The following is a 14,386-nucleotide window of genomic DNA, read 5'->3' as shown; positions in this document are numbered from 1 at the left end:
ATATAGTATTCTATTTTTTTTATTACATTACATTGTGTGTTGAAATAAATAAAAAAAATTTTTTTAAAAAAAATTAAAGGAAAAATATAAAAAAAAGATAAAAAAATTTTTTATCTTTTTTTTTATATTTAAAATCTTGTAATTTACAATAAAATAGGATAGAATATAAGCAAGTGGAGAGTAAGTGGAATAAAGTGGTAGAAAGTGGTGAAAGTTATGTATATAGGAGAATATACACATTCAATAGATGACAAAGGTAGAGTTATAATGCCTTCTAAGTTTAGAGAAGAGCTTGGTGTGAAATTTTATGTCACAAAAGGCATGGAAGGTTGTATCTTCGTATACGATGAAGTTGAATGGAAAAGACTTGAAGAAAAAACAAAAAACTTAAAACTTACCTCAAAAAAAGCAAGACAGTTCGAAAGATTATTTTATGCACCTGCTAGAGAATTAGAGTTTGATAAACAAGGACGTTTTGTAATACCACAGAATTTAAGAGATTATGCAAAAATAGAAAAAGAAGCATCAATAATCGGTGTATCTTCTAGGATTGAAATTTGGGATAAAAATAAATATGAAGAGTATATTAGTGGTTCAGAAATGGATTATGATTCAATAACAGAAGATTTTGAAGATTTAGATATATAGGATGAGGGACTATGAAATTCAATCACGAACCTGTATTGTTAAAAGAAACAATAGAGGCATTAAATATTAAAGAAAATGGAATATATGTTGATTGTACAGTTGGTGGAGCTGGTCATTCTATCGAAATTTTAAAAAGAATGGGTAGTGAAGGAAGACTTGTTGCTATCGATCAAGATGAAGAAGCACTTTTAGCTGCGTCTAATAGGTTACAAGGATATAAAAATCAAGTTTATTTTATAAAATGCAATTATGCTTATTTAGGTAAAATTCTTGACGAATTATCAATCGATAAGGTCGATGGAGTTTTAATGGATATAGGAGTATCTTCTCATCAACTTGATGAAAAAGAAAGAGGGTTTTCATACCATCAAGATGCTGAATTAGATATGAGAATGGATAAAGACCAAGAATTGACAGCTAGATATATAGTAAATAATTACGATAAAGATGATCTTGAAAAAATATTTTGGCAATATGGTGAAGAAAAATGGGGAATGAGAATTGCTGAATTCATAATTGAAGCAAGAAAAGATAGAGAGATAGTTACTACTTTTGATTTGGTTGAAATTATTAAAGCAGCAGTTCCGAAAAAAGCAAGGGTAGATAAACATCCTGCAAAAAAAATATTTCAAGCATTAAGAATTGAAGTAAATAAGGAGTTAGATGTTTTAGAAACAGGGATACAGTCAGCAGTTGAAAGATTAAAGCAAGGTGGAAGGTTAGCTATCATAACTTTTCATTCATTAGAAGATAGAATTGTGAAAAATAATTTTAAGGAATTATCAAGAGGATGTACATGTCCTTCAGAATTTCCTGTATGTGTATGTAATAGAAAAGAAATAATTAAAGTTATAAATAAAAGACCTATTACAGCAACTGAAGAAGAATTAAAAAATAATAATAGATCAAGATCTGCAAAACTAAGAGTTTGTGAAAAATTATAGAGGCTAATATGGAAAATTTAAGAGAATTAAAAGTAAATAGTATGACTACCTCTATAAGAAGGGTTAGAGTAAAATCAAAACGTAAAGTAAAAATAAATTTTGAAACATTAAAATATAATATGATGTTTATAAATGTAATATTTTCTGTTGTTTTGTTTTTTATCTTAATTGCAGGATATTCAGAAATGGTACACATAAGTAGTAATAACTTGGTAATGCAAAGTAAACTTGATGCATTAGAAGTAGATCAAAATTCCTTAAAAAATATAGCTGCTCCATTACAAAATAAAAAAAGAATAGAAGCAATTGCTAAATCAAGACTGGATATGATATATCCAAATAAAGACAATATTGTTAAAGTTGATAGCATGGGAAGTGATAAAAAATTAGTATTAAGTGATTTTGATTTGAAAAGAAAATCAAATAGTAATACAAATTCAATTTTATCAATTATAACAAATATATTTAGATGAGGTTTTGATGAAGAAAAAAGCTAATGAAAAAATGCTGAAAAATTTTGAAAATACAGATGCGAAAATGTATTATTTCTTAATAGTTTTAGCATTTTTTGTTTTTATATATATTATAAGATTTTATATGTTGCAAATTGTAGATATTAATGATTATAAAATTAAAGGTCAGAATATAGTAAAAGTAGGGAGTGTTATCAATTCAGCAAGAGGATCAATATTGGATAGAAATGGCAAGGAACTTGCAATTACACAAAAAATTGATTCTTTATATATGCTTCCTGTTACAACGAAAGAGAAAAGCGAAAAAGCAGAAAAAATTATTTCAGATAGCAAGAAGTTTAATTCATTAAGTAGTGATAAACAAAAAGAAATAAAAAAACAAGCTTCTATTTCTATTTATAGGCCTGAAGAAATTGAAAAAATTTCAAATATTTTAGGTATTTCAAAAAAAATAATAGACTATAATATTAAAAATAGCAAAGAGGGGTACATTTACGATGGATTAAATAAAATTCAAAAGGAAAAGATTGAAGAGTTAAATTTGAATTATCTAAAGATTGTGCAATTAGATAAAAGACTATATCCTAATAATAATATTTTATCTAGTACTTTAGGATTTACAGAAAATAATGTCGGAGAATATGGATTGGAAAAATATTATGATAAGGTTCTTTCCGGTGAATTAGGTTATAAAGAGTTTTATAAGGCGTTACATGGAACAGAAATACCATTTTATAGCGGAAGCACTCTGGAAGCAAAAGAGTCTAGAAATATTGTAACTACAATAAATTTAGATTTACAAAAGATACTTTATAAATATACTAAAGAAGCAATGATTTCTACAAAATCACTTTCTGCTACAGCGGTATTAATGAATCCAAATAATGGAGAGGTATTGGCTATGGAGTCATTTCCATCTTTTAATCCTAATAGCCCAAGAATGTTAAATTCGGATATCGATAAGTTATTTTTAAGTAATTTAGATAAATCAAAAGAATCTGAATATTTGATATCAAGATGGAATAATAATGCTGTATCTATGAGATATGATCCGGGTTCTGTATATAAAGTAATAACCACATCTATTGCACTTGAGGCAGATAATGAAATAAAAAATAAAATATATGATGACAATGGATATTATGAAATAGCACCTGGAGTAATTATACGTAGTTGGAGATATTGGGATCCTCATGGTCAACAAAATTTAAGAGAAGCACTAAAGAATTCGTCCAATCCTGTGTTTGTTCAAGTTGCGAAAGATATAGGAAAGCAAAGATATATTGATTATGGGCAATCTTTTAGGTTTGGACATAAAACAGGAATAGATTTACCAAATGAAATTGATGGGTTTTTCCCTAATTCGCCTGCTATATCAGATGTTGATTTTGGAATAATGAGTTATGGACACTATGTAAATGTTAATCCAACACAATTATTAAGTTCTATTAACACAACTGTTAATGGAGGCAAATACTATAAACCCCATTTATTAAAAAAAATACAAAATAAAAATAATCAAGATATTTATGAAAATAAAGAAGAATATTTAGGAAAAACAATTTCGGAAACAACATCGAAAGAGGTAAGAGAATATTTAGAATATACTGCGGATAGTTATGGATTAAATACTGAAAAAGTTAAATTTGGAGCTAAAACAGGTACAACGGTAAAATATACTAATGATAATATTTTTAATCATGATAATGAAAAATATGAATCAGTTTATGCATCAATTTTTATGGCATATCCATCAGATAAACCAAAATACACACTTTTATTAGTTTTAAATGAACCGCTGACAAGTCAATTGTCATCTGATACTGCAGTACCTTTTGCAAATAAAATTATGAAAGATGTAGTATCATATGATTCCGGAGATTCTAATAAATTGAAAAAAGTTAATAGTTTTGTAAAAATACCAAATGTAATTGGATTATCTTTTGAAGAGGCTAGCGCACTATTAGATAAGAATAATGTGAAAGCTACTACTAATCAAGAGATGGGAAGATTTCATATTATAAAGGAGCAAAATCCCTCGGCTGACGGATTATTAAAAAAAGATGATTATTTAAGATTAGATTTTGATAGCAAAATAAAAGTTCCTGATTTAATAGGAAGAAATGTAAGAAATATTGGAGAATACTTAAAATTAAATAAAATAAATTATATAATAAATGGAAAGGGAAGCACTATAAAATCTCAATCAGTAAAACCAGGAGAAATTATAGATGATCAACAAATTATAAAATTAGAAACAGAATAGGAGAAGTTTATGAAAGAAATTTTATTGATGATGCTATCTATAGTGTTATCAACATTATTTGTATGGGGATTAATTCCCATTTTAAGAAAAATGAAAGCAGGACAACCAATTAGAGAAGAAGGTAATAAAGAACATTATAAAAAAGCAGGTACGCCAACCATGGGTGGTTTAGCATTTCTTGCCGCATTTCTAATTATTTCTTTAGCATTTAATTATAATTTGAATGTTTTGTTTGTAGTTTTAGGCACATTATTTTTTGGATTGATTGGATTTATTGATGATTTTGAAAAAATTGTGAAAAAACATAATTTAGGACTAAATGAAAAACAAAAATTAATATTACAATTTGGAATTTCTTTTATATTAATTTTATTAATGTATGTATTATTGGATACTAAGATGTATATGCTAAATATACCATTTATAACAAATGGTATAAACATTAGCGTTTTAGTTATACCAATCTTAATGTTTATAATGGTCGGTACAGTTAATGCCGTAAATTTAACTGATGGATTAGACGGGTTATTATCTTCAGTTTCTATTCCTGTTTATATTGGAATTTATTTCTTAGCCAGAGTTAGTCATCCAAATGTTGCAATAAGTGCATTAATTTTTGCGGGAGTTCTTTTAGGATTTTTAGTATTTAATTCAAATCCATGTTCTGTAATGATGGGGGATACTGGTTCGATGGCGATTGGTGGTTCAATAGTGGTTATGATGTTTATTATTAATAAACCAATATATTTAATTTTTATTGGAGGTATCTATTTTATTGAAGCACTATCAGTTATTATACAGGTGCTATATTTTAAGAAAACAGGTGGAAAGAGAATATTTAGAATGAGCCCAATTCATCATCATTTTGAATTAGGGGGACATAAAGAAACTAAAATAGTTGCAAGTTTTATGGTTGTAAGTGTTTTATTAACATTATTTACATTGTATATTGTTTAAGGAAGAAGTATGGATGTTAAAGATAAAAAAGTTATCGTATTTGGACTTGGAGTTACAGGTAAGTCATCAATAAGAGCGTTATCAAAATTGGGTGCTAAAGTATATATATATGACGATAGGAAATATGAAGAATATAAAGATACATTAAATGATTTAAAAGAATATGATTATCAAATAATTGAAAATAAAGATGAAATAGAATGGGAAGAAATAGAATTTATATTAAAAAGTCCGGGAATTAAACTGGACAATAAATTTATATTATTGGCTTTAGAAAAAAATATAAAAGTTTATTCCGACATAGAAGTAGCATATCAACTATGGGGAGGAGATAATTTAATTTCTGTTACAGGTACAAATGGTAAAACTACAACCACCGCAATGATAAGTCATATACTTAATAAATGTGGAATAAAATCTAAAGTTGTTGGGAATATTGGTGTAGGAATTTTATGGGAAATCTTACAAAATGGATTAGATTATAAATATGTTTTAGAGTTATCAAGTTTTCAATTATCCAGTATTGATAAATTTAGATCAAAAGTATCTATTATTACAAATATTACTGAAGATCATACAGATTGGCATGGAAAATTTGATAATTATAAAGAATCTAAATATGCAATTTTTAAAAATGTATTAAAAAATGATGTTGTTATTCTAAATAAAGATGATATTTACTTAAAAAATTTAAATATAAACAGTGATAATATATTGTATTTTTCATTGAAAAATGATGCGGATGCGTATTTAAATAATAATGATATTGTAGTTTTAGATAATAAATTTAATAAAGATAAAATACATTTAGTTGGAAATCACAATATTGCAAATACTTTAGCTGCGTGTTTGGCTATATCAAATTTATATATACCATTTAATAAAATCGTTGATTCAATCAGTACTTTTAATGCTATTGAACATAGAATTGAATTTGTAAAAGAAATTAACGGCGTAAAATATTTTAATGATTCAAAAGGAACTAATATAGATTCAACAAAAGTTGCATTAGACGGATTTGAATCCAATGTTATATTAATTGGTGGCGGATATGATAAACATGTTGAATTTGATACATTATTTAATTGTAATAAAAATATAAAATTATTAATTTTATATGGTGAAACAAAATATAAAATGGAAAAATCAGCTAAGAAATGTAATATTAAAAATATTAAAATAGTAAATGATTTAGAGCAAGCTGTAAATCTTGCATATAATTATGCGGTAAATGGAGATACTGTATTATTTTCTCCTGCAAATGCAAGTTGGGATATGTATAACAGCTATGAAGAAAGAGGGAAACATTTTAAGGAATTGGTATTAAAATATGCAAAGTAAAGTAAAAGCATTATTTAATGGTTTAAGAAAATTTAATACTAAATATTTTAATTCTGATGCATCAAAATATAGTTCCAATTCGTTTATTATTATATTTCTTTCAATTTTGAGTATATCTGGTTTAATTATTTTATTGAGTGCAAGTTCGTATTTGACAATAAAGTATGAAAGTAGCAGATTTTTCTATGTTATTAGGCAAGCTGGTTTTACTATTATTGGATTTATTGTTATGATAATATTTTCTAAAATTGATTATAATTTTTATAAAAAATATGGAGGAATGTTTTATATAATATCCATAATACTATTAATATTATGTTATGTGCCATTTATATCATCACCAATAAATGGTGCTAAAAGAGCAATAAAAATATTTATAACATTTATGCCGTCAGATGTTGCTAAGTTATTTGTGTTGATAGCTTTATCAAAACTATTAATCACTAATTATAAAGAAAATGATGAGTGGAAAAATGGATTTTTCAAAATTATGATATTCATTTTTATTCCATTTATATTGATTTTTTTTCAGACAGATTTATCTACATCGCTTGTATTACTTTTTGCATGTTTATCAGTATATTTTATATATGGATTTAACAAAAAATTTCTTTTGGTTTTAATACCGGGAATTTTAGTTTCTGTCTTATCTTTAAAGTTTATACTTAAACCTTATCAAATTGACAGGCTAATTGCATTTTTAAATCCAGAAGCATATTATGATGATATTTCTTGGCAAGTATTAAATGGATTGTTTGGATTTTCAAGAGGCGGTGTATTTGGTGTAGGGTTTGGTAAAGGGATATATAAGCATGGATATTTATCAAATGAAGTAATAAATGACATGATATTTTCTGTAGTAGGTGAAGAATTTGGATTTATTGGTGCAATTGCAATATTACTATTAGTATTTATAATTACATATTTAGTAATAAGAGAAGCTATGAAGTCTAAAGATATATATGCAAAATTATTATGTTTTGGTATAGGAATGGTTTATTTTTTTCAATCAATGATTAATATTGGTGTTACAATAAGTTTAGTTCCAAACACAGGCATTACACTTCCTTTTATATCTAATGGGGGTACATCGCTTATAGCATTTTTTGCAATGTTTGGTGTGGTATTAAATATTTCCAGACAAAATAAATATTTAGAAAAAAATGAAAATAATAAAAATAAAAAAAATGTTTAAAAAATATTAATATATTGTTATACTAATAGTAATAGCATAAAATTTTGTAAAAAATATATGATAATTTATTTGGAGGGTTAAATGAGTAATTTTGATATAGAAGTTAACAACACAGGTTTAGCTAAAATTAAAGTAATCGGTGTTGGTGGCGGTGGTAATAATGCCATCAGTAGAATGAAAGAGTCAGGTTTAGTTGGTGTTGAATTCGTTGCGATTAATACGGATAAACAAATTTTAGATGCAATTAATAGTGATGTTACATTACAAATTGGTACAAAATTAACCAAAGGTTTAGGTTCCGGTGGAAATCCTGAAGTGGGCGAAAAGGCTGCTGAGGAAAGTAAACAAGAAATCGCTCAAGTATTACAAGGATCGGATATGGTATTTGTAACTGCTGGTATGGGTGGCGGGACAGGTACAGGGGCAGCACCAATCGTTGCACAAGTTGCTAAGGAGATGGGGATTTTAACTGTTTCTGTTGTAACAAAACCATTCCTATTTGAGGGAAGAAATAGACAATTACAAGCTGAAGCTGGTATTGAAAGATTAAAGAAAAATGTTGATACATTAATTGTTGTACCAAACGATAGATTGCTACAAATTGCTGAAAAAAGAACAACAATGATTGAAGCATTTAAGATGGCTGATAAAGTATTATTAGATGGTATTAAAGGTATTTCAGATTTAATTGCAGTTCCAAACATAATTAACTTAGATTTTGCTGACGTTCAATCAGTTATGAAAGAACAAGGTGTTGCTCATATGGGTATTGGGTATGCAACAGGAGAAAATAGAGCTGTTGAGGCCGCAAAAGCTGCTATTAAATCACCATTATTGGAAACATCTATTGATGGTGCTAAAGCAGTATTGATAAATGTTACATCATCTGATTTAGGAATTATGGAGGTTCAAGAAGCTTCAGAATTAATTAGAGAACACGTAGATAAAGATGCAAATATTATATTTGGTGCCGGATACGATGATTCATTAAAAGATGAAATTAAGATTACAGTTATAGGTACAGGTTTTGATAATAAGAGAATTATTTCCTCAAATACATCAAGTACAGCATCTGCTAGAAAAGATGATAATAAAGGATTTGCGATACCAGATTTTTTAAAATAAGATAGGATAAATAAATGAAGTGTCCATATTGCGGTTTTCTTGATTCAAAAGTTATCGATTCTAGACCAACGGATGGAAATGAGTGTATTAGACGTAGAAGAGTTTGTATAAAATGTGAAAAAAGATTTACTACCTATGAAAGAGTAGAAGATCAAACCATTGTTGTAATCAAAAAAGATGATACAAGAGAACCATTTTCAAGAACAAAATTACTTAATAGCTTAATAAAATCATGTGAAAAAAGACCAATTAAGGTTGAAGTTTTAGAAGATGCTGTTGATGAAATAGAAAAAGAAATAAATTATTTAAATCAAAAAGAAGTTACATCTGCTTATATTGGAGATTTAGTTATGGATAAATTAAAAACTATAGATAAAGTTGCATATGTAAGATTTGCTTCTGTTTATAGAGAATTTGCAGATGTTCAATCTTTTGCAGATGAAATAGAGAATTTAAGAGAATAATTTAATTTAACTGCTGCAAAACATGTTTTGTAGCAGTTTTTAGGTATTACTTAGTAAATGGAGAATTAGATGGATGATAATCTAGATTTTTTTGATATTAATAAAAATGAACAATTGAATACAAATAGACCAATGGCTGCTAGATTAAGACCGAACTCTATTGATGATTTTATTGGACAAGAACATTTAATAGGAAAGGATAAGCCATTATATCGTATGATAAAAGCTGATAAATTAGCTTCTATGATATTTTATGGACCTCCGGGAACTGGTAAAACAACATTAGCGTATATAATAGCGAAAAGTACAAAAATGGATTTTGTTGAGTTATCAGCTACATCTGCGGGAGTTAAAGATATAAAAAATGTTATAGAAAGAGCAGAGAATAATTTATCATTGTATTCTATTAGAACATTATTATTTATAGATGAAATTCATAGGTTTAATAAATCGCAGCAAGATACACTGTTACCACACGTTGAAAGTGGGTTGATAACTTTAATAGGTGCTACTACGGAAAATCCATATTTTGAAGTAAATAAAGCTTTGATTTCTAGAGCACATATTTTAACTTTAGAAAGATTTAAAGATAATGATTTAAGAAAATTGATAAATAATGCTATAAATGATAAAAAAAATGGATTTGGTAATTTGAATATTGAAATAACAGATGAAGCTATTGATTATTTAATAATGACATCATCAGGAGATGCAAGACAATTATTAAATAATCTTGAAATTTCAGTGCTTTCAACCGATTCAATTGATGGTAAAATATTTTTAGACTTAAAAGTTTTACAAGATACAGTTATAAAAAAAGCAGCAATATATGATAAATCGGCTGATGAACATTATGATACTATATCTGCTTTTATAAAGTCAATGCGAGGCTCAGATCCGGATGCTTCGTTATATTATTTAGCTAAAATGTTAGTAGCTGGAGAGGACATAAAATTTATTGCAAGACGTATTTTAATTTTTGCAGCCGAAGATATTGGTGTTTCAGATCCAAATGCAATTAATATTGCTAACTCCACATTTCAAGCTATAAATGCTGTAGGGATGCCTGAAGCAAGGATTATTTTATCAAATGCTGTTATATATATGGCATTATCACCTAAATCTAACTCTGCATATTTAGCTATAGATAAGGCGATAGATTTTGTTAAAAACGGAAAGCATTATAATGTTCCGACACATTTACGTGATTCGCATTATAAAGACGCTCATAAGTTAGGAAGAGGAGAAGGATACAAATATCCTCATAATTATGATTTGGGATATGTAAATCAAACATATCTTCCACAAGAAATTCGTGATATAATATTTTATGAAAATAAAAAAATAGGATATGAAAAATCCATAAATGATAGATTAAATAAAATTAAGGAGAGACATAATAATGGAAATTAAAGAGCTATTTAAAAGCTATAAAGATTATGTAAACAAAGAAGTAGAAATACACGGTTGGATAAAAAAATCAAGAGAATCAAAAACGATAGGGTTTTTAGAAATAAATGACGGTTCATTTTTTAGTAATGTTCAAGTAATTGTAAATAGTGATTTATCAAATTTTAAGGAAATATTCTCATTAGGCATTTATGCTGCGGTTAATGTAAAAGGTGTTTTGGTTGAACCGGAAAATGCAAAACAAGATTTTGAAATTCAAGCAACAGAAATAGAAATTTTAAATGACTCTGATAAGGATTATCCATTACAAAATAAGAGACATACATTTGAGTTTTTAAGAACATTACCTTCGTTAAGAGCAAGGACTAATGCTTTTAATGCAGTATTTAGAGTAAGAAGTGAATTAGCATTTGCTATTCATAAATTTTTTAATGAAAGAGGATTTGTATACATTCATACTCCATTAATAACAGCTTCAGATGCTGAAGGTGCAGGGGAAATGTTTAGAGTAACGACATTAGATTTAAATAATCCTCCAAGAGATGAAGAAGGTAAGGTAGATAATTCAAAAGATTTCTTCGGTGCATTATCAAACCTTACAGTTAGTGGTCAACTTGAAGTTGAAGGTTTTGCGATGGCTTACTCAAAAGTTTATACTTTTGGGCCAACATTTAGAGCGGAAAACTCAAATACTCCACGTCATGCTGCTGAATTTTGGATGATTGAACCTGAAATAGCATTTGCTGAATTAAAAGATGTTATGGAAGTTGCGGAAGATATGGTTAAATATATAGTTAAATATGTGATGGAAAAATTACCTGAAGAAATGAATTTATTTGACCAATTCGTTGAAAAAGGTATTAAAGAAAGACTTACAAAACTTGTAAATTCTGAATTTAAGAAAGTAACATACACAGAAGCGGTTGAACTTTTACAAAACTCAGGTAAGAAATTTGAATATCCGGTTAAATGGGGTTCTGATTTACAAACAGAACATGAAAGATATTTGACAGAAGAGGTATTTAATGGCCCTGTTTTTGTTACAGATTATCCAAAAGATATTAAATCATTCTATATGAAATTAAATGATGACAAAAAGACGGTTGCTGCGATGGATATGTTAGTTCCGGGTGTTGGAGAATTAATAGGTGGTTCTGAAAGAGAAAATGATTTAGAAACATTATTACAATTAATGGAAGAAAAAGGAATTAATGCAGAAGATTATAAATGGTATTCAGACCTAAGAAGATTTGGTGGTGTAAAACACGGAGGATTTGGATTAGGTTTTGAAAGAATGGTTATGTACATGACAGGTATGAAAAATATTAGAGATGTTTTACCATATCCAAGAACAGTACACAGCATGAAAGAAGTTAAATAGTTAGTAAAAGCCGGATTAGATAATCTGGCTTTTTTGTAATAAAATATTAAATATAGGTTATTTAACAACACTATTTATTGTAGAACCTATTAATTAAATATTAGTGTGACAATGTAAGGCTCTTCTTTTTTTTCAAGATTTTTCCATTTAAATATTATTTTTTTATTATTTATTTCTTTATTATTAATAATATATTGTTGCAATTCACTGGAATATCCATCACGCCTCTCTGCTTCTTTTATATCTAATTCTATTTGATTATATTCTTTAAGTATATTATCATTTTCTATCTCTAATTTCCATGCATGCGTTGGATATAATTTAGGTAATATAATTTTAGTATAACTCTTTGAAGATTTTTTAACATTAAGCTCTATATTATCACCTAATCCATCATATCCAAAATTTTTTAATCCATAAGACTTATTATCTATTAAAATCACTTTATTAGGATAACCTTTTTTATCAGTTGGAAATTTATTAAAACTTTCTTTATTACAGGAAACTAATATAAATATGCAAGATATTATAACTACACTTTTTAGAATTCTATTGTATATACCCATGCGTTTGAACCTCCCCCTAAAGAATAATAAAAATTATTATCTTTTAAGGTTAACATCTTTCACCTCCTCTTTAATATTATTTTTTCTATATTATTTATGTCATTATAACATATAATTTTTATATATATCAATAAAGATTAATAAATTTAATATCATAAAATGTATAAAAGATGGAATATTTGGAATATTAAATTTATTGATTATTTATGGTAAAATAAATCAAACGGATAAATAAGATAAATATATTTATAAACTTATAAATCAATGGTCTAAAATATATTCTCCTTCTACAAGTTTTTATTTTGGAAGTGCAGGATTTTTGTATACATATCTAAATTTATATGAGTATACGAAAGATAATAGTTTTATTGAAAATGCTAAGTTATATTACAATGATACATTAATTACATTAAAAGATAATAAATTTTGCAATCCTAATTTAAAAATTAATTTAGATAATTTTTTAGAAGGAAAATATGGCATTTATTGTGTGTTAAAAATGTTTGAAGATGGAATAGTTTTTAATATATTTCCGTTTATATAGGAGAAAACATGAAATTTAATAAAAAATTACAAATAAATTATTTTAATGAAGCACTATTATTAGCTAATTATCTATTTAATAATGATGAATCATTTGATACTGAAATATTTGATGAAAATGAAAAATATGTACTTAATAAAAAACAACTAAATTCAGATTTTAATCAATTGGAAGAATTTTTAATTAAAATTAGGAAGAAAGGTAGAAAATTAATAAAAGAAAATTCAGAATTTGAAAATTTATTTTACATCTATAAAGAAGAAAATAATCCAAATATCATGTATATGATGATTTATTCAAATTTAAAAACTAGTATATTAGAATATAATAATGATGAATTAAGTAAACTATTTAATAAAATGTTTATTTCAAACATGGAGTCTCAAGGATTTAATTATGAAGATAATAATATGATTAAATTTATTGATGAAATCAGCATTTTTAATGATAAGCAAAAATATGCAATACTTAAATTTATGAATAATATAAATGGTATGTTTTATAGATTTATAGATTTTATTGAAAAATTAGAAAATATTATTAAAGAATATATAAAAATTATTGAATATAAACTTTTAGATTTTGATTTAGATTTTGATGAAATAATTAAATTTAAGGATTTTAATATAATTAAAGACACAGATGTTTATAAACAAATTAAAGAAATTGATTTGAAAATTTTTATACAATTAAATCAATTGATTGCCTTTAGTGTGGAGGAAAAAAATAAAAAAATATTAGGAACATTCTTCTTGGGATACATTCCATTATTGAAAAAAATGCATTTAAGAGATGAGCAAACTGAGGAAGATATTTATAATAAATTATGTGCTATCTCTGATGAAAAACGATTTGAACTATTAAATATTTTATCTAATGGTAAAAAATATGGTAAAGAGTTATCTGATTTACTTGGAATAAGTACTGGTACGGTAAGTCATCACATAACAAGTTTAATGGAAAATAATTTAATTAATTCAGAAATCGATGGTAAAAAAATATATTACACAATTAATAAAAAATCAATTGAAAGTATTATTAAATACTTACAAGAGATAATAGAGAGATAAAT

General features: G+C 26.3%; 14 protein-coding genes. 13 read left to right on the top strand and 1 reads right to left on the bottom strand.

What is annotated here, in order from left to right; all coding sequences use genetic code 11:
* The first annotated feature begins 216 nt into the window (after positions 1–216).
* From mraZ to asnS, 11 genes are all read left to right on the top strand, one after another.
* Complete coding sequence (gene mraZ, locus ABGF45_RS04730) at positions 217–648, top strand: division/cell wall cluster transcriptional repressor MraZ (protein WP_134711729.1); 432 nt, start codon at positions 217–219, stop codon at positions 646–648.
* Positions 649–659: 11 nt separating this feature from the next.
* A complete protein-coding gene (gene rsmH, locus ABGF45_RS04725) occupies positions 660–1,592 on the top strand; it encodes a 16S rRNA (cytosine(1402)-N(4))-methyltransferase RsmH (protein WP_134711730.1) in 933 nt (310 codons plus the stop codon).
* 8 nt (positions 1,593–1,600) lie between these two features.
* Positions 1,601–2,065, top strand: a complete 465-nt coding sequence (locus ABGF45_RS04720; RefSeq protein WP_134711731.1) for a septum formation initiator family protein — start codon at positions 1,601–1,603, stop codon at positions 2,063–2,065.
* A gap of 7 nt (positions 2,066–2,072) precedes the next feature.
* Entirely contained in the window at positions 2,073–4,331 is a 2,259-nt protein-coding gene (locus tag ABGF45_RS04715; protein WP_134711732.1) for a penicillin-binding transpeptidase domain-containing protein, read from the top strand.
* A gap of 9 nt (positions 4,332–4,340) precedes the next feature.
* On the top strand, positions 4,341–5,288 hold the full coding sequence (gene mraY, locus ABGF45_RS04710; protein WP_134711733.1) for a phospho-N-acetylmuramoyl-pentapeptide-transferase: 948 nt from the start codon (positions 4,341–4,343) through the stop codon (positions 5,286–5,288).
* A gap of 9 nt (positions 5,289–5,297) precedes the next feature.
* Positions 5,298–6,629 carry a UDP-N-acetylmuramoyl-L-alanine--D-glutamate ligase gene (murD, locus tag ABGF45_RS04705; protein ID WP_134744446.1) on the top strand — a complete coding sequence of 444 codons (1,332 nt, stop codon included), beginning with the start codon at positions 5,298–5,300 and terminating at the stop codon, positions 6,627–6,629.
* Complete coding sequence (locus ABGF45_RS04700; protein WP_134744445.1) at positions 6,619–7,824, top strand: FtsW/RodA/SpoVE family cell cycle protein; 1,206 nt, start codon at positions 6,619–6,621, stop codon at positions 7,822–7,824. The genes murD and ABGF45_RS04700 overlap by 11 nt, the downstream gene beginning before the upstream one ends.
* Before the next feature lie 81 nt (positions 7,825–7,905).
* The gene (gene ftsZ, locus ABGF45_RS04695) at positions 7,906–8,949 is read left to right on the top strand and encodes a cell division protein FtsZ (protein ID WP_134711736.1); all 1,044 of its coding nucleotides are present in this window, start codon (positions 7,906–7,908) and stop codon (positions 8,947–8,949) included.
* A 14-nt stretch (positions 8,950–8,963) separates the two neighbouring features.
* Complete coding sequence (gene nrdR / locus ABGF45_RS04690; RefSeq protein ID WP_134711737.1) at positions 8,964–9,413, top strand: transcriptional regulator NrdR; 450 nt, start codon at positions 8,964–8,966, stop codon at positions 9,411–9,413.
* Positions 9,414–9,482: 69 nt separating this feature from the next.
* Complete coding sequence (locus ABGF45_RS04685; RefSeq protein ID WP_134744444.1) at positions 9,483–10,826, top strand: replication-associated recombination protein A; 1,344 nt, start codon at positions 9,483–9,485, stop codon at positions 10,824–10,826.
* Complete coding sequence (asnS, locus tag ABGF45_RS04680; protein ID WP_134744443.1) at positions 10,816–12,204, top strand: asparagine--tRNA ligase; 1,389 nt, start codon at positions 10,816–10,818, stop codon at positions 12,202–12,204. The genes ABGF45_RS04685 and asnS overlap by 11 nt, the downstream gene beginning before the upstream one ends.
* An 89-nt stretch (positions 12,205–12,293) precedes the next feature.
* On the opposite strand, the gene ABGF45_RS04675 is transcribed toward asnS, so the two are convergent.
* The gene (locus ABGF45_RS04675) at positions 12,294–12,770 is read right to left on the bottom strand and encodes a hypothetical protein (RefSeq protein ID WP_134744442.1); all 477 of its coding nucleotides are present in this window, start codon (positions 12,768–12,770) and stop codon (positions 12,294–12,296) included.
* Between the two features lie 244 nt (positions 12,771–13,014).
* Between ABGF45_RS04675 and ABGF45_RS04670 the strand changes: the two genes are divergently transcribed.
* Positions 13,015–13,314: a hypothetical protein gene (locus ABGF45_RS04670; RefSeq protein ID WP_134744441.1), complete on the top strand. Its 300-nt coding sequence runs from the start codon at positions 13,015–13,017 to the stop codon at positions 13,312–13,314.
* A gap of 8 nt (positions 13,315–13,322) precedes the next feature.
* Complete coding sequence (locus ABGF45_RS04665) at positions 13,323–14,384, top strand: helix-turn-helix transcriptional regulator (protein ID WP_134768834.1); 1,062 nt, start codon at positions 13,323–13,325, stop codon at positions 14,382–14,384.
* The last annotated feature ends 2 nt before the right edge of the window (positions 14,385–14,386 follow it).

The sequence above is a fragment of the Helcococcus sp. KG196 genome (genome assembly GCF_046035495.1).
GTDB lineage: Bacteria > Bacillota > Clostridia > Tissierellales > Peptoniphilaceae > Helcococcus > Helcococcus ovis.
The sequence above is the reverse complement of the archived record's forward strand: the minus strand, read 5'-3'. Positions and strand labels throughout refer to the sequence as shown.